Consider the following 25,217-nt stretch of genomic DNA (forward strand, 5'->3'; position numbering starts at 1 on the left):
TCTTTAAGAAAAATTCATTGTACACGGATAAATTTTGCTATAATCTCGACAATACAAATGTTTTTTAGGCATGACTCTGATCTAGACCCTGCCTGATACAAGTTAAGCCGACCACTGCTGACCCCAGCCCCGTCAACAGTCTTTCCGGCCCGTTCGATTAATCCGAGAACAACTTTTAAAGACTAAAAAAAATGACGAATTCCATTTTCAGCAGTGTTGCGGTAGAGGTGCAGGCATGAGTACCCCACTCGTAAAAGGCAGCATTAATGTATTTGAAGATACGCAGAATACGTTTGAAATTCGCGATCTGCTGAAGACGGCAGGGTTCAATAGTACGGCCGAGCTGACGATCAAGACGATTACCGTAAATCTGCCAGATGGAACTCGAACCAGCCTGGATACCGGTATGTTTGGTCGTCTGGACAAGGACACCATCTATGTCCGTCCGGGCGAGTGGGCCAAGGATTGGTTCGGCAAGTTCACGACGCTGGATCTGGTAGTCGAAGATGGTACTGGTGGTGCTTCGGTAAACTTGTCGCTGACCGTTAATGTGGATCCGGTCAATGATGCACCGGTTGCCGCGAATAAGGTTTTTGATCTGGCAAATGGCAATGCGGTAGTGCTGGCGCGCGCCGATTTCGGCTTTGTCGATCCGGTCGAACATGATGGTTTCAAGTCCGTGATCGTGACGTCGCTGCCTAGTGCCGGCAAGCTGATGCTGAATGGCGTAGAAGTCACCGCCAATACGGAAATAGCGGTTGCCGAGATCGATGCTGGTCACCTGAGCTTCGTCCCTAGCCAGACCCAGGCTGGCAGTTTCGACGTCGGCTTCCACGTGCGCGACACCGGTGGCACGGTAGGCCCGGGCGCAGCCGATACCAGCGTGGCCGAAAATCACCTGACCTTCAACGTGCCGAAGGCCCACCTCGGCGATTTCGTGTGGGAAGACACTAACGGCAACGGCGTACAGGACAGCGGCGAAGCCGGCCTGGCCGATGTTGTGGTCGAACTCAAGGATGGTAGCGGCAATGTGGTCGCTTCCACCAAGACCGACGCCAGCGGCAAATATCATTTCGACGTCAATCCCGGCACCTACTCGGTTACCGTGCAGGCGCCGAACGGCTATGCCGCCACGACCAAGGCAGCGGGCGGCAGCGATGCGACTGACAGCGATATCGACGCGCAGGGCAATACCGCCAGCATTACGCTCACTCCCGGCGAAACCAACAACAAGGCCGATGCCGGTCTGGTACGTCCGGTATCGCTGGGCAGCACCGTCTGGTACGACACGAATCGTGACGGCATCCAGAACAATGGCGAGACCGGCGTCGCCGGCGTCAAAGTGACCCTGCTCGACGCTAGCGGCCAGCCTACCGGCGTCACCGCCACCACGGACGCGAATGGCCACTACCAGTTCAGCGGCCTCAAACCGGGCAGCTACAGCGTGCAGTTCGATAAGACCACGCTGCCTACCGACTATCTGTTCACGGCTCAGAGCCAGGGCGGCGATGCTGCCAAAGATTCGGATGCCGATGTCAATACCGGCGCTACGGCACAGGTCACCCTGAATTCCGGCGATACCGCCCAGCATCTGGATGCCGGCATCGTGGTACGTCAGGCCACCGTGGGCGACCGCGTGTGGGAAGATAGCAATGGCAATGGCCAGCAGGACGCAGGCGAGCAGGGTATCGATGGCGCGCTGGTCAGCCTGAAGGATGCGTCCGGCAAGGTTGTCAGCACCGTGACCACCCATGACGGTGGCCAGTATAGCTTCACCGTGGATCCGGGCACCTACTCGGTTTCCGTTTCGGCACCGAATGGTTATGTTGCCACCACCGGTAATCCGGGCGATGCCGGCACGGCCGTCAGCCTGAAGGCGGGTGCGGTGAACAGCGATATCGATTTCGGTTACTACCGTCCGGCTTCGCTGGGCGACAAGGTCTGGATCGATGCCAACCGCGACGGCGTGCAGGATGCAGGCGAAGCCGGTGTGGCCGGCGTGAAAGTAGTTCTGCTCGATGCCAGCGGCAAGCCGACCGGCGCCGTGGCGACCACTGATGCCAACGGTAACTACAGCTTCAACGATCTGAAGCCTGGCACCTACAGCGTGCAGTTCGATAAAGCCACGCTGCCTGCCAATTATGTATTCACCACTGCAGGTCAAGGCGGCGCCAACGATTCCGACGCCAATGTCGATACCGGTCTGACGGCTCAGGTTACGCTCGCTTCCGGCGATCACAATACCGATCTCGATGCAGGTCTGGTGGTGGTGCAGGGCAAACTCGGCGATCGCGTCTGGGAAGACAAGAATGGCAATGGCGTGCAGGATGCGGGCGAACAGGGCGTCGATGGCGCCGTGGTCACGCTGAAAGCAGCCGACGGCCATGTGGTCAGCACGGTCACCACCCATGATGGCGGCCAGTACAGCTTCACGGTCGATCCGGGCACTTATTCGGTCTCCGTGGCGGCACCTGATGGCTACGTCTTCACCGGCGCCGGCAAAGGCGGCAATGGCGCGCTCGACAGCGATGTCGGTGCCGATGGTACTAGCGCGAGCGTGAATGTCAGCTCTGGTTCCAGCAATGTGGATCTGGACGCCGGCGTATATCGTCCGGCCACGCTGAGCGAAGTGGTGTGGATCGACGCCAATCGCGACGGCCGCCTGAACAACGGCGAAGTCGGCGCAGCAGGCGTGAAAGTCACCCTGCTCGACGCCAACGGCAACCCGGTTGCGGGCGCCGTGGCCACCACCGATGCCAATGGCCATTACCAGTTCGACGGTCTGGCTCCGGGCAGCTACAGCGTGCAGTTCGATAAAGCCAGCCTGCCGGCCGGCTACAACTTCACCAGCGCTGCACAGGGCGGTCCATCGGGCGCCGGTTCCGATGCCGATACCACCACGGGTAAAACCGCTCAGGTGACGCTGGCTTCGGGCGACAACCTGACCCTGCGCGCCGGCCTGGTCGTACAGCAGGCTACGCTGGGCGATCGCGTCTGGGAAGACACCAACGGCAACGGCGTGCAGGACAGCGGCGAGCAGGGCCTGAACGGCGTGACGGTAGACCTCAAGGACAGCCTCGGCAACACCGTGGCCAGCACCGTCACGCACGACGGCGGCCAGTACAGCTTCACGGTCGATCCGGGCACCTACAGCATCGCTGTCAAAGCACCGGCCGGTTATGCCGCCACCGCACAGACCCAGGGCAGCAATGCCGCCGTCGACAGCGATATCGATGCCAATGGCAATAGCGCCAGCGTCACGCTGACGGCGGGCCAGAACAACGGCAATCTGGATGCCGGTCTGGTCAAGTTCGCCGAACTGGGCGACACCGTCTGGAACGATGCCAACCGCAATGGTGTGCAGGATGCGGGCGAGACCGGCCGCGCCGGCGTGAAAGTCACGCTGCTCGACGCCACCGGTGCCGTGGTAGCAAGCACCACCACCGATACGGATGGCCACTACCTGTTCAACAACCTGAAACCGGGTACTTACAGCGTGCAGTTCGACAAGGCAACGCTGGGCGACGGTTACCAGTTCACCAGCGCCCACACGGGCAGCAACGCAGCGATCGATTCCGACGCCGACAGCGCTACCGGTCTGACCCAGCAGGTCACCCTGAGCTCGGGCAGCAGCAACCATACGCTGGATGCCGGCGTTACGGTGGTGCAGGCCAATATGACCAGCCGCGTGTGGGAAGACAAGAACGGCAACGGCGTACAGGATGCGGGCGAAGCCGGCATCGTGGGCGTGAAAGTCGAACTGAAAGATGAAAGCGGTAAAGTCGTTGCTACCACCAGCACCGGCACCGATGGCAAGTACAGCTTCACGGTCGATCCGGGCAAATACTCGATCTCGGTAACGGCGCCCGCCGGCAGCAGCGTGACTGCGCAGCACAGCGGCAGCGACAGCAGCATCGACAGCGATATCGGCAGCAATGGCCAGAGCGATGTGTTCACGCTGACCTCGGGCAGCAACGACGCCCACATCGATGCGGGCTACTACAAGGCCGCATCGCTGGGCAATCGTGTCTGGCTCGACAGCAATAAGAACGGCGTGCAGGATGGCGGCGAAGCCGGCGTGGCTGGCGTCAAGGTGCTGCTGCTCGATGCCAGCGGCAATCCTACCGGTGCCAGCGCCATGACCGATGGCAATGGTAACTACAGCTTCAGCAACCTCAAACCAGGTACCTACAGCGTGCAGTTCGATACCAGCACGCTGCCAGCCAACTATGTGCTGACTTCGGCCCACGTAGGTAGCAACGCTGCGCTCGATTCCGATGCCAACAGCAACACCGGCCTGACTTCGCAAGTCACCCTGAACTCGGGCGACAACTATCAGGATCTGGATGCCGGCATCGTGGCGCTGCCAGCCAGCATCGGCGACCGCGTCTGGCTCGACACCAATGGCAACGGCGTGCAGGACAGCGGCGAACAAGGCGTGGATGGCGTTGTCGTCACGCTGAAGAATGCTGCTGGCGCATCGCTGGGCACGGTAACTACCCATGACGGCGGCCAGTACAGCTTCACGGTCGATCCCGGCACCTACACGGTCTCGGTGGCACCACCTAGCGGCTACAGCTTCACGGCAGCAGGCAAGGGCGGCAATGCCGCGCTCGATAGCGATGTGAATAGCAGCGGCAACGTGACTGTTTCGGTCAGTGCTGGCGAAGTCAACCAGAACGTTGACGCCGGTATCTACCGCCCCGCTTCGCTGAGCGAAGTCGTGTGGATCGATAGCAATCGCGACGGCCGTTTGAACAACGGCGAAGTGGGCGCTGCCGGTATCAAGGTCACCCTGCTGGATGCCAATGGCAATCCGGTACCGGGCGCTTCCGCTGTGACGGATGCCAACGGTCACTACCAGTTCAATGGTCTGGCACCGGGCGTGTACAGCGTGCAGTTCGACAAGAGCACGCTGCCTGCCGGCTACAACTTCACTTCGGCAGCACAGGGCGCGCCAGGTAGCGGCGGTTCCGATGCCGATACGGGCAGCGGCAAAACGGGCCAGGTAACGCTCAATTCTGGCGACAACCTGACCGTGCGTGCCGGCCTGACCATACAGCAGGGCACGCTGGGCGACCGCGTGTGGGAAGACAGCAACGGCAATGGCGTACAGGATAGCGGCGAAACCGGTATCGATGGCGTGAAAGTTGATCTGAAAGACAGCCTGGGCAACACTGTTGCTTCGACCGTCAGTCACGATGGCGGCCAGTACAGCTTCACGGTCGATCCGGGCACCTACTCGATCGCCGTGACGGCACCAAGCGGCTATGGCATCACTGCCAAGAACCAGGGCACGAATACGGCCGCAGACAGCGATATCGATGCAGCCGGCAAGAGCGGCAGCGTGACGCTGACGGCTGGCCAGTCCAACACCACCGTCGATGCGGGTCTGTACAAGTTCGCGGAACTGGGCGATGTAGTCTGGAACGATGCCAATCGCAATGGCGTGCAGGATGCCGGCGAAACCGGTCGCGCCGGCGTCAAAGTGACGCTGCTCGACGCCAGCGGCAAGGCCGTGGCCAGCACCACCACCGATGTGGACGGCCACTACCTGTTCAACAACCTGAAGCCGGGTACGTACAGCGTGCAGTTCGATAAGACCACGCTGGGCACGGGCTACGCCTTCACCAGTGCCCATACCGGCACGAATGGCGCCGTGGATTCCGACGCCGACGTCAACACCGGTATTACCCAGCAGGTTACGCTGAGCTCGGGCGGTTCCAACCATAATCTGGATGCCGGCGTGGTCGCGCTGCAAGCGACCATCGGCGACCGCGTGTGGGAAGACAAGAACGGCAATGGCATCCAGGATGCGGGTGAAGCCGGTCTGGTTGGTGTCAAAGTCGATCTGAAAGACGAGGCAGGCAATATCGTCAAGACCACCACCACCGGTACCGACGGCAAGTACAGCTTCACCGTTGATGCAGGCAAATACGCTATCTCGGTGACGGCACCTGGCGGCATGTTCGCCACTACCAAAGATGCCGGCAGCAACGACGCCGTGGACAGCGACATCAATGCCAGCGGCCAGAGCGATCTGGTCACCGTGGCACCGGGCCAGAGCAATGTCAACCTCGATGCCGGCCTGTACAAAGGCGCGACGCTGGGCGACCGCGTCTGGCTCGATACCAACCGCAACGGTCTGCAGGACACGGGCGAACTGGGTCTGGCTGGCGTGAAAGTCATCCTGCTGGATCAGGCCGGCAATCCGACGGGCGTGACCGCCACCACGGATGCCAATGGCAGCTACAGCTTCACCAACCTGAAGCCTGGCACCTACAGCGTACAGTTCGACAAGACCAGCTTGCCGACCAACTACATCTTTACCAGTGCCGATCAGGGCAGCAGCGACGCCAAGGATTCGGATGCCAACGTCACCACGGGTAAAACCGCACAGGTCACGCTGACGTCGGGTCAGGTCAACAATGATCTGGACGCTGGCGTGATGGCGATCCAGGCCAAGCTGGGCGACACCGTCTGGGAAGACAAGAACGGCAATGGTGTGCAGGATAGCGGCGAAAGCGGTCTGTGCGGCGTCACCGTGCAGCTCAAGGATGCTACGGGCAAGGTGGTGGCTACCACTACCACGGATTCGGCCGGTCATTACACCTTCACCGCGGATCCGGGCAGCTACACGGTGTCCGTCACGGCACCGAGCGGCTACAGCTTCACCACCAAGGATGCCGGCACCGACGACACGAAAGATAGCGATTTCAGCAGCGCTGGCGTGAGCAATGTGGTCAAACTGGCTGCCGCCGAAGTCAATAACACGGTGGATGCCGGTCTGTACAAGGCTGCCGCCATCGGCGATCGCGTCTGGTTCGATAGCAACAAGAACGGCCTGCAGGATTGCGACGAATGCGGCGTAGCCGGCGTCAAAGTGATCCTGCTCGATGCCGACGGCAAGCAGGTAGGTAATGCCGTTACCACCGATTGCGATGGCAACTACATGTTCAGCAATCTGAAGCCGGGCGTGTACACCGTGCAGTTCGATAAGAGCTCGCTGCCGGAAGGCATGACCTTCACCAAGGCCAATCAGGGCACCAGCGACTCGGTGGACTCGGACGTGGACGCCAACGGCCTGTCGCACAGCGTCACGCTGGTTTCCGGCCAGACCGACAAATCGGTCGATGCCGGTGTACTGGCTGCCGCCACCATCGGCGACAAAGTCTGGATCGACAAGAACGGTAACGGCCTGCAGGACGACGGTAGCGACAGCGGCAAGGCCGGTGTCACGGTCGAACTGCGCAATGCGGCCGGCAACGTGGTGAAGACTACTACCACCGATGCCAACGGCAACTACAAGTTCTCGGTCGAAGCGGGCACCTACTCGGTCAGCGTGAAAGCGCCGACCGGCTACACCCTGACCACGGCGGGTGCCGGCAGCGACCGCGCGCTCGATAGCGACGCCGATGCCAGCGGCAATCTGGGCACGGTCACGGTGGCAGCAGGCCAGAACGTCAGCAACCTCGATGCCGGCCTGTATCAGAAAGCCAGCATCGGCGACAAAGTCTGGTACGACACCAATGGCGACGGTATCAAGCAGTCGACCGAGCTGGGTGCGGCCAATGTCACCGTATCGCTGCTGAACGAAAAAGGCGTGGTGGTTGCTACCGATGTGACCGACGCCAGCGGCAACTATCTGTTCAGCGATCTGGGCCCGGGCAAGTATTCGGTCAAGTTCAATGCACCGAGCGGCTACATGTTCACCAAGCAGGATCAGGGTAGCAACGATAGCGTCGATTCGGATGCTGGCGCGAATGGCGTGACGTCGCAGTTCAGCGTCAGCTCCGGCACTAATGATCTGACCCGCGAAGCGGGCCTGATCAAGTCGGGCAGCATCGGCAATCTGGTGTGGGAAGACAGCAACTACAACGGCGTGCAGGATGCCGGTGAAGCAGGCGTGGACGGCGTAACGGTGAAACTGTACGACGCCAACAACGTCCTGAAAGCCACCACCGTCACCCACGACGGCGGCCAGTACCAGTTCACCGGTCTGGCAGCAGGCTCGTATCAGGTGGAAGTGACCAACAAGACCGGCTACTACTTCACCAAGACGGGCGCAGGTACCAGTACCACCAATTCGGACATCACCAGCGTCAGCGGCAGCACGGGCCGCATGGATACCATCACGCTGTCCGCAGGCCAGGATGTTAGCTACAAGGATGCCGGCGTGTACCGTAAAGCCAGCATCGGCGACAAGGTCTGGCGCGATGCCAACCACAATGGTGTGCAGGATAGCGGCGAAGAGGGTATCGGCGGCATCAGCGTCTCGCTGTTCGATTCGACCACCAACAAGCAGGTGGGTTCGACCATCAAGACCGATGCCAGCGGCAATTACAAGTTCGCCGACCTGAACCCAGGCACCTACTATCTGGTGTTCGACAAGACCAATGTGACGGTGACCTTCGCTTCCGATCATGGTACCTACAACATGAGCAACTGGAAGTGGGGCGTGAAGAACGTCGGCAGCAACGATGCGATCGATTCGGACGTGGTAGGCGACGGCAAGGACTTTGCCAACGTAACCCATACCGACACCATCACCCTGACTTCGGGCAAGAACGATATGAGCTGGGATGCCACCATCACCCCGATCGCGATCGATCTGAACGGTGACGGCATCCACACCATCGCCCGCGAAGCGATGACGGGTAGCTTCGATCTGCTGGGCACGGGCAAAGCCATCCAGACCGGCTGGCTGTCGGCCAGCGACGGCTTCCTGGCCATCGACAGCAACGGCAATGGCAGCATCGACGATATCAGCGAGCTGTTCGGCGGCGCAGCCAAAGGTTCGGGCTTCGCCAAGCTGGAAACCTATGACAGCAACCACGATGGCGTGGTCGATGCCAAGGATGCCCAGTTTGCCAGCCTGCGTATCTGGCAGGACGCCAATAGCAACGGCAAGACCGATGCGGGCGAGCTGATGACGCTGGAGCAGGCCGGTGTGGCCAGCCTCAAGGTGAGCTATGTGGAACTGCCGTTCGTCGATGCCAATAACAACGTGCATCTGGAGCGCAGCAGCGTGGTGATGAGCAATGGCCAGAGCGCCGACATGACTGACGTCTACTTCAACGTGGCACGCGAAGATGCACAGGCTGCGGGCGTCACCACGGCGACCATTGCCGATCTGATTAGTGGTGAAATTGTGACAACGTTAGTTGGTCAGAGTCAAATTCCTCCACATATTTAAGATTCTTTGATAAAATATTCTAAAGACAACTAAGATTACATTATGAAAACCACTTTCAACAAAATCATTCAAGGCGCAGTGGCTGCCTCGCTCCTCTCTTTTGGCGCCGTTGCTTATGCTGGCACCGAATTTACTGCTACTTCGACGAAGTCCGAAACCATACTTGCCGACCTCGAATCAAGCTCTTATTTTGGCGGAATCAAGGCAGACTACGACTTTGGCGCTAACATCATCGGCGTTTCTATTTATGAAATTGCCGGTACTGGTAATTCAACCCAGAAGTACTTTGCCTACTGCATACAGCCAGAGATCGATTTCCAGACGGCTGCAAAATATACGGTTAATAGTAATTTCGTAGCGAAAGACAGCGTACGCAAGCTGTTCGAGACTGCTTATTCTGGCTCCCTTAACAACAGCACCCAGGAACAAGCGTTCCAGCTGGCGTTGTGGGAACTGCAGAATGACGACGCTAACCTGCGTCAAGGCGCCATGAAGTTTGCGGCGACAGATAAAGCCGATCCGAAAAGTGTTGACCCTATCGTGAATCTGGCAGAGCAAATGCTGATTACTGCTGCTGGCCATACGCTGATCAACAAGTACAACTATGTGAGCTTCACCGGGGTTGTGAATGGTAAGGCGTCGCAAGAGTTGTTGGGCGTAAGCGAAGTGACTGCGGTGCCGGAAGCAGATACCTGGGCCATGCTGGCCGTGGGTCTGGGCCTGGTCGGTCTGGTTGGCCGCCGCAAGCAAAAGAACGAAAAATTCGCTTAATTCCCTGAGAATCTAAGCCCGGCCGCGCCGTCGCAGCACTCCTGCACGGCGCGGTTTTTTATTGTTCTTAATTAAGCTGTCTCCCGCTTTGGTGCCAATATGTGGCACACTTCGGGCTCGTCTATGCAAACCTTCACCGGAGCCCATGAGTCTTATGCAGAATTTGCCCTTCGAATGGCTGGTCGGCCTGCGCTACACGCGCGCTGGCAAGCGCAGCGGGCGCAATAGTTTTATCTCGTTTATTTCGCTGATATCCATGGCCGGCATCGGCCTGGGCGTTGCCGCCCTGATCGTCGTGCTGTCCGTCATGAACGGCTTCCAGAAGGAAGTCACGGACCGCATGCTGTCCGTGCTGGCCCACGTGGAAGTATTCGATGCGCGCGGCGCCATGCCGGACTGGCACGCGGCAGCCGCCGAAGCACGCCGCAATCCCGCCGTGATCGGCGCCGCCCCGTTCGCCGAAACCCAGGGCATGCTGGTGCGTGATGATGTGCTGCGGCCCGCCATCATCCGCGGCGTGCTGCCGGAGCAGGAGCCGAACGTATCGGATGTGGCCAAGCAGACGCGGCGCGGCAGCTTCAATGCGCTGCAGCCGGGCAGCTACAACATCGTGCTGGGCATCGAGCTGGCGCGTGCCCTGCGCGTCAATCTGGGCGAAAAGGTCACGCTGGCGCTGGCGCAGGGCCAGCCCACGCCGGCTGGTGTGCTGCCGCGCGTGCGCACCTTTACCGTGGTCGGCATATTCGAAGCCGGCCACAACGAATTCGATTCTGCGCTGGCCTTTGTCCATCTGACCGATGCGGAAAAGCTGCTGCGGCTGGATGCACCGGCCGGCCTGCGTCTGCGGCTGGTGGATATGCATCAGGCGCCGCAAGTGGCGCAGCAACTCAAGAACAGCATGTCGGGCGATCTGATCATGCGCGACTGGTCCAAGCTGAATGCCAACTGGTTTGCTGCCGTACAGACGGAAAAGCGCATGATGTTCATCATCCTGACACTGATCATTGCCGTGGCAGCGTTCAATCTGGTGTCGACGCTGGTGATGACGGTGACCGACAAGCAGGCCGACATCGCCATCCTGCGCACGCTGGGCGCCACGCCCCGTTCCATCATGAAGATCTTCATGATACAGGGCGCACTGGTGGGCATACTGGGCACCATCATCGGCGTCGGGCTGGGTGTGCTGGTGGCCCTCAACATCGACGTGATCGTACCGTTTATCGAGCATTTACTGGGAGTGCAGTTCTTGTCCAAGGATATCTATTACATCAGCACCGTGCCGTCCGACCTGCGCTGGCCTGACGTGTTCAAGATCGGTGGCGTGGCCGTACTGCTGGCGTTTGTGGCCACGCTATACCCGAGCTGGTGGGCTGCCCGCGTGAAACCTGCGGAGGCACTGCGTTATGAGTAATCACGAAGCATTGGTACTGTCGTGCCGCAATCTGGGCAAGACCTTCACGCAGGGTAGTTATTCGGTGCAGGTGCTGAACGGCATCGACCTCGATGTACGCCGCGGCGAGCGCGTGGCCATCGTCGGCGCTTCCGGTTCCGGCAAATCGACGCTGCTGCATCTGCTGGGCGGACTCGACACGCCGACCCGGGGCAGTGTGACCTTGCAAGGCAAGGATTTCGCCAGCCTGAGCGAAAGTGTACGGGGCGAGCTGCGTAACGCGGCACTGGGCTTTGTCTACCAGTTCCACCACCTGTTACCGGAGTTCAGCGCGCTGGACAATGTGGCCATGCCGCTGATGATACGGCGCCAGCCGCGCGCCCGGGCCAGCAGCGCTGCGCAGGACATTCTGACCCGCGTGAATCTGGCCAAACGCGTCACCCACGTGCCGGGCGAACTGTCCGGCGGCGAGCGTCAGCGGGTTGCGCTGGCCCGTGCGCTGGTCACCCAGCCGGCCTGTGTGCTGGCCGATGAACCGACCGGCAACCTCGATCAGGCCACGGCCCAGCAGATCTTCGATCTGATGCTGGAATTGTCGCGTACGCTCGGTACGGCCTTCGTCATCGTCACCCATGATCTGGAACTGGCGCGCCGCTGCGACCGCGTGCTGCGGCTGACCGATAGCGGCCTGCAGCCCTATCAGGACTAGCCCATGTGGATCGATACCCACTGCCATCTGGATGCGCACGAATTTGCCGGAGATGGTGTGGGGCAGGCCGTGCTGGCGCGCCAGCAGGGCGTGCAGATGATCGTGATACCGGCCGTCGAGGCGGCCAATTTCGCCACGGTAGCGGCGCTGGCTGCCAGCGCCGGCAATGCCAGCTACGCGCTGGGCATCCATCCCATTTACGTACCGCAGGCCACGGAAGCTGATCTGCAGACTTTGCGCACGCAGGTCGAAGCCGCCATGGCCGATCCGCGCTTCGTGGCGCTGGGCGAAATCGGCCTGGATTTCTTCATTCCCATGCTGACCGAACCGGCCATGCGCGAAAAGCAGATCCATTTCCTGCGCGAGCAGCTGAAGATCGCGCGCGAGTTCGAATTGCCGGTGCTGCTGCATGTGCGGCGTTCGCAGGATGTGGTGCTCAAGCATGTGCGCCAGATCCGGCCCGCTGGTGGCATTGCCCATGCGTTCAACGGTAGCATGCAGCAGGCGCAAGCCTATATCGATGCCGGTTTCAAACTGGGGTTTGGCGGCGCCATGACCTATACCCGCGCCTTGCAGATCCGCCGTCTGGCCACGGATCTGCCGCTGTCGGCCATCGTGCTGGAGACGGATGCGCCCGATATTGCACCGAGCTGGATACATCCGGGCCGCAATAGCCCGGACCAGCTGGCCCGCATTGGTGCCGAGCTGGCCCAGCTGCGCGGCGTATCGCCGATGGACGTGGCGCAAGCCACGACGGTCAATGCCCTTGCTGTGTTGCCCCGCTTGCTCATTTGAGGAAGAACAAGGGCGGCACCGATACCGCTGCCCTCTTGCATAGCGCCGTGCCCGGACGCGCATAATGGCTGGACCTTTAGGAGCGACGGTAGCGGAGGGTAGGCAGCATGCGCCGGTTCAGCATCGGTTTTGTGGCGGGGGTGCTGTTGTTGCAGCAGCAAGCCGTGCTGCCCGGCTGGTACGAGTACCTGCTGGGCGCGCTCGCGGGTGCCGCGCTGGCTGTGGTTTGGCGCCGCCGGCTGTTGTGGGCCCGGGGCGCGCCGCTGCTACTTTCTGGCATGGCCGCGCTGGCCGGATTTTTCTGGGCTGCCCTGATGGCCCAGCTGGCATTGCTTACTCCCCTGGCACAGGCTGACGAAGGGCGTGATCTACTGGTGGAAGGTATTGTCGAGAGTTTGCCCTATCGTTCGGCCGACGTGGTGCGCTGTGATTTCCGTATCGAGCACATTTACTCGGATACACATCAAACCATACCACAGCGTGTGGCACTGGGCTGGTATGCGTCACAGGGCCGGCACCCGGGCCCGCCGCCAGAACTTGAGCCGGGCCAGCGCTGGCGTCTGCAGCTGCGCCTGACCCGGCCCCATGGCCAGGCTAACCCGCATGGCTTCGATTACGAAGTGTGGCTGCTGGAACAGGGCATAGGTGCCAGCGCCGTGGTGCGCCATAGCCGAGCGCCGCTGTTGCTGGACGCCTTCGTTCCTTGCGGTTCCTGTGTGATCAACGCGGGGCGGGCGGCATTGCGGGTACGCATACTGCGGGTACTCGATGGCCGGCCTTACGCCGGTGTGATCGTCGCGCTGGTGCTCGGTGATCAGCGCGGCATCTCCCGTGGTGGTGTACATTAAAGTTCTGCCCTGGCATCTTTAATGAAATCAATGGGTTATGATTTTTCGTCTTTTTTGCGTACATTAAAGTGCTGCTCTCAAGGCGCTCCTTTTTCCAGTTCACTGTACATTAAAGTTCTGCCCTGGTTGTACACATAGTTCTGCCCTCAAGCAAAGTGCTCAAAAACAAAAAAGCCCTTGGTCAGACATTCGACCAAGGGCTTCTTATTTGATGCGGTTGGATTAGTTTCGGCTTCTCAGCCTTTTTAGCGTTTCGAGGGCGGGACCAAAGGTGCCAGATTCAGACTTCCAGACACGGTATGCTTGAGAGGCGTGAACATATGTTCCGCTACGGAGGCTAAGTTTTCGCCAGGGTGTACCAGTTGAAAGCTTAGTGAGAATGGCATCGAATAGGTCGCGCTGCGAAAGACGGAATCTGTGATTTGACTTTGAGAGGAGTATCGGTGCCACATGAGCCCATTCGTCGTCCGAAAGGTCTGCGCTACCATCTCGCAAAGGAATAGTTTGGTCGGCAGGCATGGACAACGAACTGCTCGCTTCTATGATGGTGGCGGGTAAAGACGTAACGTGGCTGAAGCTGGCTTCTTGCGCCACAATTTTGCTAATCCTAACCTCAGTTGCAAAATATGTGCTGCCCAATTTCTTCCCTGAAACCGCGAGCGTAATGACGGCGTCCGGCAGGGTTAGCCCAATTATTCCGCGTAGGGCATGCTCATGAACTGAATATGCTGACCTATTCGCGCTCGGGAAGGCGTATAGCCAGCGAAGTTGAGAAACGACGATTTCATTAGCCCAGTGGTAGCTGACATGCGTCCGAGATTTCTCGATATGCAGTATGTCATCGTCCAAAAAGCCGATTGCATCCAGAGCTTGCGGCCCGAACATTGTGGGAAGTAGTTGTTTGGCTGGATAGAACAATGCTCGTATCAGTACCAACGCCGGTACCTGTACTGTCGTGTCTCGGACCTTGAACTCAAAAATTTGATGTCGAGACATCCGGGCCTGTTGAATGTCCAGTCCATGGGCGGCTATGTATTCGTCGGGGGCTACAAGCTGCCAGGTTTTGAGGTTGGTGATAAGGCCGACTTTCTTTTGTCTTACCGAAGGTGCTGGGATGCCTTCTTCAATCAATGCGTCAAGCCGTTTAAGGTGGACTTCACCACTGGCTGCCGCGATACCTGCTGCAAGTTTTCCGTCTTGAGTTCCTATTCCAATTGCCCAGTTCATTTCTGCTCTCCGTTGTAGAAAGCAGTTTAGGAATCCTTTTTATCCGGGCAGGTCCCTCAGTGGTCGGTGCTGCGGCACTTTTCGGTACAAATATGAAAAATGCAGATTCATACCGAAAAGCCTTTAACATCAGCTGGTTGCGCCCTCCGTGCTTTTTGAAGACTTCCGGCTTCGAAGGCGTTCCCGCCAATAGGGGCGGAGGCCTGTTTGTCGCTCGCTTTGATTCGACGCCTTGAAGCGCTCGATGCGCTCACTGAGCAGCGGGAATTGTTGTCGGTTGTGGCGAAAAGGCTGCCAAAGGCCGATGGCCTGGAGAAGTTCCTTTACTGTAAAGCGTTTGTCTTGTGCGGCTTCGCTACTCAAGAGATGTTCAAGCTGGCGAAGGCCTTTCGCATCAGCCTTTGGGAAATCTAGTGTTTTTTTGCCAGGTCTAGCGTAGCTAAAGTCTCTTGTTTGGCTACCCGATATCGTGCAGAACGCATGAAAGAATATATGTTTTGGTGTTGCGAAGTTCTGCGGAATGCTCTCACGGACCATGAGGCTGGGCCATGGTTGCAGAGACGACATAGCAACGGTACAACCGGCATCTTTAAGCAGCGTGGGACCGAAGAACTGCGCGAGGTCCTGTGACATGTGCCTAGTCGAGATGTCTCCGCCATTTCGAGCGTATCCTTTTTCGGCTGCCATTGTTCTATAAACTGTAGCCCAGTCATTCCGTGGTGGGACCAATGAATTCAATGCATTCAGAGATATCGTTTGTAAGGTCTGCGCGATTTCCGCATTTACCGGTATCGACAGCACTGTTCTTTTAGCGTCCTGAGGCAGTGCGATGGTCCTCAGGTGCACGTTGTCTCTAAGGCGGATTGCCGTCCCAATAAGTGGCTCCTGATGACGTGAACAAGTTAGCACCCCAGGAAGTTGGTGCGAACGACGCCAATAGCTTTCGCCAAGTTCCGCCAAGTCCTCTGCGAGACACAAGGGGCAGAATCTACGGTGAGATACGCCGTGGGAGACGTTTTTGGTCAACGAGCCGATACATTCGCGTTCTCCAGGTAATAGTATCTTGGACCGCAATTTTCCCTGTTCCTTTTTGGGAATGTACGCGACCGCATACGGGTACATAGTGTGTCGCACCAATACTTCTTCCGGGTCCATGCCGGTAAAGCGACCAATCTCCGGCAGTTTGCTGGCCATTAGAAATGACACGCAGCTTCTGGTGTCGCCAAACAGTGATTGAACTAGGCGTTTCATCGGCAGGCCGCCATGATAGGCGGCACGGCCAATGACGCTCCCAATTACTTCATCCGGGTAGGGTTGGGGCAATACCGGCATTAGCGAAGTTCCAAGAGTTGATGCGTTGGCTTTACCAGACCCAGTGCTCGCATGTGGTGTAGTACAGATTCTCCTGTTTGCTTGGCAGCCGAGAGAGCTCGCCGATAGTCGGCCGGTCGGCCATCAAAAGTAGCGATTTCTTCGTTCAACTCCTTCGATTTAGTTCTCGAGGTTTTCTTCGGAACAGTAAGTGCTTCGATTGCCTTTTTACTTCCCTCGATGAGAGAAAGCCGTTGGTTGGGTTTAATTGTGCTCTGAGCAGCAGCCAGTGATTCTTCTTCGCCAAAGCCCATCGCGACCAGCCCTGAGGAGATTCGTTCGGCATATGTGGCGTCGTTTGACGTCACTTGGTACAAGGGCGATGCTTTGCTCTGAGCCTTACGAGACATGCTGTCGATAATGCCGTTCAGTTCGATTTGAGAGCCGATATCGTCAAAAAGCGAGATGGCTTCGACGTCATCGTGGTACAGTGCATCGATTGCACCATGGAGTGGCCCAAGTTCATCCACGAACACTTTGCGGATAAGCTCGGGAGTGATGGTTTCCGATTCATCTAGCATCGCCCGAGCCTGTGCTGATGCAAACAACGTTATGGCGACGTCGATGATTCCTTGCGAGTAGCGATACATAGCTGTGAGTAGGTCATCAGTGAGCTCGACCGGATTTCGAACCCATTGGTTTTGCCAAAGAATCTCCACGAACACCTGCCATTCGTTGACTTCCCCGGGATGAACCTCAAAAGATAGGCGCTGCCAAGGAGCGACCCCGTGGCCGCAAGAGCGGCGAGCTTGGCGAAAATCGAGTGACAGGACCTTCAAAGCCTTTGTGGTCCCGATGAATAAAATCGGAACACGCAGGTCATTACAGGCCGAGACCAGTTCAGTCATCACGGTTTGCTGGCCTTTACGGGAATTTGCAAGGTTCTGAACTTCATCGCAGATGAGAATACCTACGAAGTGGCGGTTCAGCAGCCGAGCGACACTTCGCATTAATGTGTCAGCGCCGGGGCGACCCTTTACTGCGTACTCTTCATAGTAATTGGCCCCTGGGATAAGCTGGTCCAATTTCTGAAGGATGCCGTGCGCAAGACCTTTGACACTAGAGCCATCGCTTGGCATCTCGATGTGAAGATACGGGACCTGGTACACGTGGAGGTCTGGGTGGTAAATGACCTGGTCGATGTGAGCGCACCAGCGTTTGACCAGCGTGGTCTTGCCCATTCCCGATATGCCGATTAGCGATGTAGAGATTTGTGGCGTGTGCGTGTTAGCAGCTTGGGCAAAAGTACGCTTGGCCTTCTCGTGCTCGTGAATGGTCTTGAAGATTGCAGTGTGCTCTGGCGTGCGCGGTGCGCGGCCCACATAGCCGCTGCGAATCATCGAGTCCAACGCCCGTGCAAGCTCGATGTGCTTGGCGAGAGGGACCATGAAATTTTTCAGCTCTTTGAGCATATACATGCGTTCGTGAGTGGCCCAAGTCCGCTGTTCAGGCGCAAACGGTGGATTCAGTGACAGCGCCAAAAAAAGTTCATCATCCGACATGGACGGTGGCAAAGCTTCGATAAGCTTGTTACCAATAAATTGAGGTATCCGCTGCGGCGTGTAGTTCGCGGTTACGCAGTTGGGGCTAAGTGTTTGCATGTAATTAGTTTCCATTTTGTAGTCTCAGACGTAGTTCTTGAAGGCGTTGTGCTGTGGATTTGGTTCCGGCCGCTGACGCGGGGCTCGCGGGCTGTATGCTTTGCGGTGGTGCGCCTGCATCGCGCCAGGGCTGGTTATGCTCAGTGACTGCTTGACCGACGTCAGCAAGCTGTTTGCGTTCTTCCTTCAAAGCATGAGCACGTGCCACTTTGGTGTCGGCCTTGCGAGCCGAACGACTGACGCCTGCGGCAACGCGCTGATGGCGCTTCTTCGCAGCTTGAACAATCGGGTCAACACCTTGGTGGTACTCAAATGTTGTTTGGCGGCGCTGTTGACGATTGGCTTCTGCCTCTTGCGCACGTAGCTTTTCGTAGTAGTCAACTTCAGCGAACGACATGCCTGAGAATTTTTCAGACCGTGGCGTCAGCTTCGCATCCAATGTGGACTTCTTGTCGTGGGGGTTATAGACGAGAATTGAGTCCACAAGGCGATAGTCAAATGAGACCATGACGTCGGACTGAGACGTGTTTCGAGCGTGGATGAACCATCCGCGAGCTTCGGCTTCCGCGCATGTGTAGTAACAGCCCTTAAAGAGTATACCGAATTCGGTGATGGTCGCTTTTTCCTTCGGTAGTAGAGCTAGCCGTACTTGCGCCTCCGTATAGCGTGTCAAGTTACTCGCGGACTTCTGGATGTCGTGATTCCAGATGTGCAAAGGTATAGGCTGAACCCTAGCGGTGATTTCCTCAATGGGAGCGTCGTAAGTGGTCATCGGCCTACGATTGTGCGCGATGATAGTACGCAGCATGATTGCGAAAAATTCGTTCATAGTTAGACATGCGTCTTTGTCGTATCGCTTGCCTTGCCGCTTCTTTGCGTTAAATGGTGGGTCGTAGCCTGGCACAACGTCCGTAACCGTTTGGTGTGTCAACTTGAATTCGCATTCGACGACGGGCTTCCATTTGGCCATCTTTGCGGGCAGGTTGATTATCGTAATCGTTAGCCCATTGCCGATTTTGTCGCTGTTTTTGCCCAGGAATTCAGGACCACGGTCGGTGAGTAAGAAGCGCGGGAAGACCTTATCTGCGGGCCAGTCTTCAGGGTCGTACTTGACCCCGTAGCGTTCGCACAAGGCACGCTTGTCGGTTGCAATGCTCAGAATGGCTTGCATTGCACCGGTCCAGCTGGCATTTTCCAGGCCGCAGTAGAAGCCAACAATCAAGCGGGACTTCCGGTCTATGATTAGATAGAGCGTCGGTTTGCCGATGATTTTTGTGACGTCGGATTCGGAAACTACGTTGCAGTCCACAATGGTTGCGTCAATCTCATAGTAGTGGCCGACGCCATCGCAGTCTCCGGCGATGGAGCCAATTTTAGCGGCGTGTTCGAGTTCAAACGCTTTATCACCTTTCCTGCTGCGGAGACGGACTTCAAGGCTGTAGTGCTTCCGCAGGAAGTGCGTGAACTGGCGTCGGCTGGGCCGATTTCCAGCATGTCGAATATACGCGACGCCATTTCCATCGACAGTCGTGTAGTGCTTCTCAAGGAGCCGCTGATAGGAAGCCTCTTGCGTAAGCCTTACGTCATGAAGGTAGCCTTCTTTAGGCTTTTCAATGTGCTCGCGGAAAATGCGAAGGTCATCTTCAGAGAGCTGATACGTTTGGTAGCCGGGCTGGGGTTCCTCGTCCAAGTTATCCAGGTCATAGATTTCAGCCGGTTGCCTTCCGCGCCGAACAGTGACCGCGACTTCAGTTCGTCCGCAGTTTTGGTACTGTGCTATGAGGGCATCTGGTGTCTGACCACCCTGGAACCAGCGTCGAAGGTCCTTGTAAAGCGTACGCTTGGAGCATTGCAGCTCGGCTGCACGATACTCCACGAGGGGGCCTCGGGATTCGGCAGCGTAAACTTCGTGAAGATTTTCCACGAGTGGTCGAATGCGCTCGAAGGCCTTGTTCCGCTTGGAGAGCATGGCCTGTGAGGGCTGCGGTACGGGCATCACCTGATGCGTATCCTCGCCGCTGAAGCGCTGAGTGACGGCGAGGGGCAGGCTTATTGGCCACGCGTTCGAATCGTCGAGAGCGAATACCCAAGCCACACCACGGTAGTTGTCGGCATGAAGAAAACGGTATCGTCGGCCCTCAAAAGTGAAAATGTCGTTTTTAAATAGCATTACGCTCCACCAACTGCTCGAAGTGGCACGATTTTGGACATAAGCACGAATTTCGACAGCGGCTCTTGCTCCAGCTTTGGTGAGCTGAGGTCAGGAACCAGTATGCGCCTGGCCATCAGGATTTTTGCCACGCGAATGCCGGTTGCAGGAGGACAGCCAAAGCGCTCATCGAATTGGATGCAGTACTTCAATAGCGACATCTGCTGGTGTGCGGCAGGCATGTCGTTGACCATGCGCTGACATAGGTCATCGAAGTAGCCTGGTCGCGGCTCAAGCTCATCTGGACGGAGTGGCGCTTCACGAATCTCACCGATGTTGGCCATGTTGCTGGGTGGGAGGTCGCAGTCAAAAATGAGGTGGTGCTCAAAGCCCAACTGGTGAAAGTATTCGCGCTGAATTTCCAGCTTCTCGACTGCGCGTGGGTCTTCGACTTCGGCGGCAGTTTTGGCATTGAACACAATCGAGGTGGTTTCGCCGTCCTTAACTACTGTGGCCACGAAGTCGGCCGTCATCACGGTCGGCACGGTAGTCCCTGGGTAGCATGGATGCACGATGCCCAGGCTACGTGCGATATCCTGAGTTAGAGCGCGGTCCAGGGGGAACTGCTCCCGGATATCAACGATGTTCGATTGCCATTCCAGCGCAATGAAGACTTGGTATTCGACGTCGGAGAGCAGTTGATGCACGCGGCCAGTCTTGACGCTCCAGATGCGGCGGGCACGCCCCCGACTGCTGAAGTCCCTGACGTGAATCCAGGGTTTGTAATTAGCCAGCTTACCTTCGCCCAAGCCCTCGGCCTGCATTTGAGCGATTTTCTTTTCCGTCCACTTAATTTTTGCCACTTCAGTTCCTTTTTAGTTTGTCCTAGTGAGATGCCCAGCACGGCTGTGCTGACGGGTAAACAAAAGGAATCACTTTTAGACTTTTGGTCTAAAAATCACGAAAGCGCGATATTAATCGCATATCTGCGATTTATTAGGTCTGAAAGAGGCCTTTAAGTTGAATATAATAATTACTTAACTACAATTGTTGCAAAATAACAACATGACAGACTGGAACCAGGAGGCCAAGGCCATCCTGAGGGCGGAACTCGCCCGAAAGAATATTGGTTACAAACGGCTGTCCCAGCTGCTCGAGCAAATTGGAGTAGAAGAGACACCAAGTGCCATTACAAACAAAATGCACCGAGGGTCGTTCTCATTCGCTTTTTACCTTCAGTGCATGAAGGCAATCGGTCTTAGTCGGGTGGACATCGATTTAGTAAAAATTAATGTCTTAGAAAGGGATGGGTTATAACATTGGAATTGAATACAGGCTACAAGCTATGTCCGAAGTTGAAAGCGAAAGAGAAGTGTATTCGTGTCCAAATGTATAAGGAGGGAGTAATTCAAGAAGTGTTTCATGTGCACCGGCCAGGCTACCGGATGTCACACGAGAGCGCGATGCAAGCGATTAAAGCGCTTGCGAAAAAATTTGATGAGATTGGTCCCGAGGAACTAGCCGACTCCTTCTTGAATAACCGTGGTAGCATGCCGCCCGTAACAGCAGGATATGAAATCACGCCAGAAAGCCCTGAACCGGGAGTTTTACGTTTCTACTGTACAGGAAGGAATGCCACTTCTTGGATTGAAGAAGTCACTAACCTGTCAGAATTTCGAAACGTAGAGGGGTAAGCTTTACTAGCTGCGGGCCGCCGTGCTTGCAGTGGTACGAATTCAGATTTGACTGGCAGCCCGCTGAAGCGGTCGAACTTTAGTCCCCGGTTACGCATTTTTATTAAAGAATTCGCCGAACAGTCTTCTTTGGTTTACCGGGAGCTTTCTGCCACCTTTTCCGTATATGATTTGCAAAAGTTCACCTAACTTCTGACGTAACACTTTCTTTCCTGTAGGCTGCAAGTTGGAACTCAGTGAGGCATGTGCGAGTTCTACATATCGAGCCACTACGACTACTGGTGAATCCTTGGATACGGCTACTAGGAATTCGCAAAACACTCTAAGGACAGAGTTAAAATCTACATGTTGATTCTGGAATGCCTTTAATCCTGTGCTTACTAAACAGCTGACTTTTTTTCTATCTATATTTGCCCAAGATAGTAAATCTCTTGCTGAGACGTTTACGAAATAATGGCCGTCATTGATTTTTCGCCCTATCGCATCTGTGTATTTTCTATCAGATATAGCACCTGCATCTCTCAAACCCATAAGTATGGGTTGAATACCGAGTACGTACTTTACTCCCACCTGTTTGGCTAACAGTCGCATATTGAAGTCCTCCGATACCAATACAGAACCGCGTTCCAAGCAAAGGTAGAAAATATCGGTGTTACTTTCATCGAGAACTTCAGAGAGTTCTAGTTGGTCAGCCGTCAACTGTTCTGGACCATATACCGGCGTCAGCTCACAGTTCATATCAACTACTCTAAGGAGCTTTGCGAGGAAAGACTTTCGATGGCCCAAGTATGGGTCCACAATCCCAGGAATTTGCTCCCTACGACTTAGTGCCCGATAGGCGGTATGTGGGGAGTTTTCCGCGTGCAGCAGCTGCAAGATATAAGCCCGGAGTGAAGCTGGTACGAGCGGTTTTCCGAGGGCCTTTACAGCCGCATCGAATGCATCATGCCGGACTAATTCCGAAATTGTGAAAAGGTCAAAAACATATCTATTTGAACGAACCTTAAGTACGTTTAATTCCTCATTTATTTCCAAAGGAGTACCGCTGGAAACCATAAGGCTCTCATTGTAATTTTTCCAATCAACAAGGAGCGAAATTAAGTCCACGCTAACCCCTTTTGCTAAGGTGCATAGCGGTAAGCGGGCCTCTTTGTAAGCCCGAATAGAGCTCTCCATTTGGGATTCTTGTATATTTTTCAAGGCATCCGCGTTGCTCATCTTAATCGAGTTAACAAGACTATCGAGACTGACAGTCCACACTGGACCCTGCGGTAGTGGTGATGCCTTAAGTTGCTCGTGTGCTTTTCTATGCGCAAATCCTATAAGTGAAGTTTTACTGATGATTTCACAGGTTTGATTGGCAAAACCCCGAGAAATAGAGATGCTGTCCCCAACTTGGCATTCACTGAGAGCAGTCGCAATGGGTGAACGGGTTTCCACGAACTCTGGCCATCCTCCTTGCGCGGATAAGCCTTCTTGTTCCACTGCCACCCACCACACTTCTGAACCACTCCTGAGTTCAAATGCGCTTCCTTGATTGGCACCGCCAGCATTTAGTAAAGCCCCCCAGTTCTTACACATCAGGGAAAGGGCGGCGAAATAGCTGGCAAGTTTTGTACTGGAAGGGTTGTTTCGATACAGCCGGTATATTCGGCGCATTCCTAATTGCTCAAATCCTCCAAAAATTTGATGCTTTGCATATTCATACTCATTTTCGGGAGAGCTATCCTTGAAGACGGTATCCTTTGACAAGAAATCCTTGAGAGTTTCACTTTCCCCGAGCTGATATAGAGCACCGATATAGCCCAGCGCCACGTCGCATGAGTCCGGGTTCTCAGCAATATCGAGCAGTAGCAGGTCTTTCATGCGCATCCAGTCGGATGTGCGCCTGGCCAAGTTGCATTCAATTCTGCGAAACTCGGGCTGGGCCCGTACATGGCTTGACAGTCTCTCTAGGACCTTTCGAACTTTTGCACGCATATCACCTTGGAGCAAGCAGATGAGTAGCCGCCAAGTAAGCGTGTCAGCACCAGGGTTGGAAACCAATCGCTCATATAGTGGAACGGCATCCACAAAGGCCTTGAGTTGATACAAAAGCTCCGCGACTTGGATTACATCAGCCCTGGAACTTTCGTCATTGATGAGGCCTACGCATTTCTTCGCTTCGCCGCTTGCTGTTTCTATGTCGCCGGAATGCTGAAGAATTTGTGCCAGAATAACTTGGCCCATCATTTGAGTGGGGTGGGTCTCCACGTACACGCGGGCGAACTGAAGACCTTGTTCGACATCACCTGCCAGTGACATCGCCAATGCGCGGAAAGCCCGGAGCTCTTCCAGTCTTTTGTCGAGGTGCATTTTAGCCTCGACCTCTTGCATCACCAGGTCGTGCCACTCCAGCTCACCTGCGTTACCAGAAATTTCTGCCAGCTGTGCAAGAAGAATTGGCGGTAGTTCACTTAGATGGGCGTCAGTAAGCTTTCTTATTGCGCTAAGGTCATTCTGCTCAGCGAGTTGGCCGATGCGAATTCTTAAAAGGCCATCTGCTAGTGGATGCCGTTGCAGGGAAAGGCCTACGATGGTGCGCGCACGCTCTTTCTCTCCAAGTAGCAGAAGCGCCGCGCAAACGTTGTTTGTAATCTCAAGGGAGATATGGTCGGATTGGATGGCTGGCAGATTAATTTCGAGTGGCTCGAAGAGCGAAACTGCGTTGAGGAGAAGCTCTCGGTGTTCCTCCGACATGTGGCGGAAATGAGCTTGGACGGTATCCTGGGCAGCCCAAGACAGCGCTACGGCCAGATAGGCGCGCTTTCCGTCGTTTTGGTCTGGTTCTAGTTCGACCGCTTTTTTAAGAAGTTCGATGGCCTCCGCATGCTCCGAGTGCTTATGATGAAGTTCAGCCTTCATTAAAAGGATGTCCCGGGACTCCGCTATTGAGGCAGGAATTCCATCAAACGGCGAGGTGACTCCTTCTTTGTCCAGAATGTATATGTAGAGGGACCAAAGAGTAGCGCTTTCCGGAAAGCGCTCTAAGGCTTCCTTACAAGCGGCATTGGCGGACTGAATGTCGTCCAACAGGATGTGCGCTCGCACCTTGTTGAAATGGGCGACCTCTTGGCCGGGTGCTAATTTGAACGCTTGGAGGCAGCCTTGTGCCGCAAGCGCGTGCTCTCCATTAGCCAAGTCAATGGCGGCCTTATTGGTGTACCAACGGAAGCGGGAAAACTGGTCTTTGAGGGTGGATGGGTCACCTAAACTATTGAGTATTTCAAGCGCATCGGTCGTCTTTCCTTCGCGTATTTTCTCCCGGACCAGGTCCAATACTTGAACGGCCCTGGGGTCAGAAGTGGTCCCGCTTGATTGGACAGTCAAATCGTTGGCTTAAGTGGAGCCTTGCGTGAAAAAGCTTATCCACGGCGCCGCTCGCCGCCCCGTGAACAGGGCAAGAGCGTGCGGCACGGTGGGTAAG

Annotated in this window: 14 protein-coding genes; 8 read left to right on the forward strand and 6 right to left on the reverse strand. The window is 56.2% G+C overall.

The window, feature by feature from the left end:
* Window positions 1–235 precede the first annotated feature (235 nt).
* The 6 genes from GTP23_RS21105 (at window position 236) to GTP23_RS21130 (ending at window position 13,709) form a co-directional block, all read left to right on the forward strand.
* Window positions 236–9,196, forward strand: coding sequence for an SdrD B-like domain-containing protein (locus GTP23_RS21105; protein WP_161036949.1), 8,961 nt, complete (start codon window positions 236–238; stop codon window positions 9,194–9,196).
* Window positions 9,197–9,238: 42 nt separating this feature from the next.
* Window positions 9,239–9,967: a PEP-CTERM sorting domain-containing protein gene (locus GTP23_RS21110; RefSeq protein ID WP_161036950.1), complete on the forward strand. Its 729-nt coding sequence runs from the start codon at window positions 9,239–9,241 to the stop codon at window positions 9,965–9,967.
* A gap of 145 nt (window positions 9,968–10,112) precedes the next feature.
* Window positions 10,113–11,378 (forward strand): lipoprotein-releasing ABC transporter permease subunit, encoded by a 1,266-nt coding sequence (locus GTP23_RS21115; RefSeq protein ID WP_155434004.1) that lies wholly within the window; start codon window positions 10,113–10,115, stop codon window positions 11,376–11,378.
* Complete coding sequence (gene lolD / locus GTP23_RS21120) at window positions 11,371–12,066, forward strand: lipoprotein-releasing ABC transporter ATP-binding protein LolD (RefSeq protein WP_161036951.1); 696 nt, start codon at window positions 11,371–11,373, stop codon at window positions 12,064–12,066. The genes GTP23_RS21115 and lolD overlap by 8 nt, the downstream gene beginning before the upstream one ends.
* A gap of 3 nt (window positions 12,067–12,069) precedes the next feature.
* Window positions 12,070–12,861 (forward strand): TatD family hydrolase, encoded by a 792-nt coding sequence (locus tag GTP23_RS21125; RefSeq protein ID WP_161036952.1) that lies wholly within the window; start codon window positions 12,070–12,072, stop codon window positions 12,859–12,861.
* A 107-nt stretch (window positions 12,862–12,968) separates the two neighbouring features.
* On the forward strand, window positions 12,969–13,709 hold the full coding sequence (locus tag GTP23_RS21130) for a ComEC/Rec2 family competence protein (protein WP_161036953.1): 741 nt from the start codon (window positions 12,969–12,971) through the stop codon (window positions 13,707–13,709).
* A gap of 222 nt (window positions 13,710–13,931) precedes the next feature.
* Here GTP23_RS21130 and GTP23_RS21135 read toward each other — a convergent pair whose 3' ends face one another.
* The 5 genes from GTP23_RS21135 to GTP23_RS21155 all read right to left on the reverse strand — a co-directional run bounded on the left by GTP23_RS21135 (window position 13,932) and on the right by GTP23_RS21155 (window position 20,920).
* Window positions 13,932–14,936, reverse strand: coding sequence for a transposase (locus GTP23_RS21135; protein ID WP_161036954.1), 1,005 nt, complete (start codon window positions 14,934–14,936; stop codon window positions 13,932–13,934).
* Window positions 14,937–15,065: 129 nt separating this feature from the next.
* Window positions 15,066–16,268 carry a TniQ family protein gene (locus GTP23_RS21140; protein ID WP_161036955.1) on the reverse strand — a complete coding sequence of 401 codons (1,203 nt, stop codon included), beginning with the start codon at window positions 16,266–16,268 and terminating at the stop codon, window positions 15,066–15,068.
* Entirely contained in the window at window positions 16,268–17,908 is a 1,641-nt protein-coding gene (locus GTP23_RS21145; protein ID WP_161036956.1) for a TniB family NTP-binding protein, read from the reverse strand. The genes GTP23_RS21140 and GTP23_RS21145 overlap by 1 nt, the downstream gene beginning before the upstream one ends.
* Before the next feature lie 4 nt (window positions 17,909–17,912).
* Window positions 17,913–20,078: a TnsB C-terminal domain-containing protein gene (locus GTP23_RS21150; protein WP_161036957.1), complete on the reverse strand. Its 2,166-nt coding sequence runs from the start codon at window positions 20,076–20,078 to the stop codon at window positions 17,913–17,915.
* The gene (locus tag GTP23_RS21155; protein WP_161036958.1) at window positions 20,078–20,920 is read right to left on the reverse strand and encodes a TnsA endonuclease N-terminal domain-containing protein; all 843 of its coding nucleotides are present in this window, start codon (window positions 20,918–20,920) and stop codon (window positions 20,078–20,080) included. The genes GTP23_RS21150 and GTP23_RS21155 overlap by 1 nt, the downstream gene beginning before the upstream one ends.
* A 202-nt stretch (window positions 20,921–21,122) precedes the next feature.
* On the opposite strand from GTP23_RS21155, the gene GTP23_RS22850 reads away from it, so the two are divergent.
* Window positions 21,123–21,374, forward strand: coding sequence for a DUF6471 domain-containing protein (locus tag GTP23_RS22850; RefSeq protein ID WP_229256220.1), 252 nt, complete (start codon window positions 21,123–21,125; stop codon window positions 21,372–21,374).
* A gap of 146 nt (window positions 21,375–21,520) precedes the next feature.
* Entirely contained in the window at window positions 21,521–21,751 is a 231-nt protein-coding gene (locus GTP23_RS21160; protein ID WP_161036959.1) for a hypothetical protein, read from the forward strand.
* 90 nt (window positions 21,752–21,841) lie between these two features.
* Here the strand turns inward: GTP23_RS21160 and GTP23_RS21165 are convergent, their stop codons facing one another.
* On the reverse strand, window positions 21,842–25,069 hold the full coding sequence (locus GTP23_RS21165) for a PIN domain-containing protein (protein ID WP_161036960.1): 3,228 nt from the start codon (window positions 25,067–25,069) through the stop codon (window positions 21,842–21,844).
* Window positions 25,070–25,217 lie beyond the last annotated feature (148 nt).

The sequence above is a fragment of the Duganella fentianensis genome (assembly GCF_009857835.1).
Classification (GTDB): domain Bacteria; phylum Pseudomonadota; class Gammaproteobacteria; order Burkholderiales; family Burkholderiaceae_D; genus Rugamonas; species Rugamonas fentianensis.

Excerpts from the sequence above, each read along its gene's own strand:
- lolD (WP_161036951.1), top strand. The coding sequence starts at position 11,371 with ATGAGTAATCACGAAGCATTGGTACTGTCGTGCCGCAATCTGGGCAAG.
- GTP23_RS21145 (WP_161036956.1), bottom strand. The coding sequence starts at position 17,908 with ATGCAAACACTTAGCCCCAACTGCGTAACCGCGAACTACACGCCGCAG.
- GTP23_RS21140 (WP_161036955.1), bottom strand. The coding sequence starts at position 16,268 with ATGCCGGTATTGCCCCAACCCTACCCGGATGAAGTAATTGGGAGCGTC.
- GTP23_RS21130 (WP_161036953.1), top strand. The coding sequence starts at position 12,969 with ATGCGCCGGTTCAGCATCGGTTTTGTGGCGGGGGTGCTGTTGTTGCAG.
- GTP23_RS21105 (WP_161036949.1), top strand. The coding sequence starts at position 236 with ATGAGTACCCCACTCGTAAAAGGCAGCATTAATGTATTTGAAGATACG.
- GTP23_RS21125 (WP_161036952.1), top strand. The coding sequence starts at position 12,070 with ATGTGGATCGATACCCACTGCCATCTGGATGCGCACGAATTTGCCGGA.
- GTP23_RS21115 (WP_155434004.1), top strand. The coding sequence starts at position 10,113 with ATGAGTCTTATGCAGAATTTGCCCTTCGAATGGCTGGTCGGCCTGCGC.
- GTP23_RS21160 (WP_161036959.1), top strand. The coding sequence starts at position 21,521 with ATGCAAGCGATTAAAGCGCTTGCGAAAAAATTTGATGAGATTGGTCCC.
- GTP23_RS22850 (WP_229256220.1), top strand. The coding sequence starts at position 21,123 with ATGACAGACTGGAACCAGGAGGCCAAGGCCATCCTGAGGGCGGAACTC.
- GTP23_RS21110 (WP_161036950.1), top strand. The coding sequence starts at position 9,239 with ATGAAAACCACTTTCAACAAAATCATTCAAGGCGCAGTGGCTGCCTCG.
- GTP23_RS21150 (WP_161036957.1), bottom strand. The coding sequence starts at position 20,078 with ATGCTATTTAAAAACGACATTTTCACTTTTGAGGGCCGACGATACCGT.
- GTP23_RS21135 (WP_161036954.1), bottom strand. The coding sequence starts at position 14,936 with ATGAACTGGGCAATTGGAATAGGAACTCAAGACGGAAAACTTGCAGCA.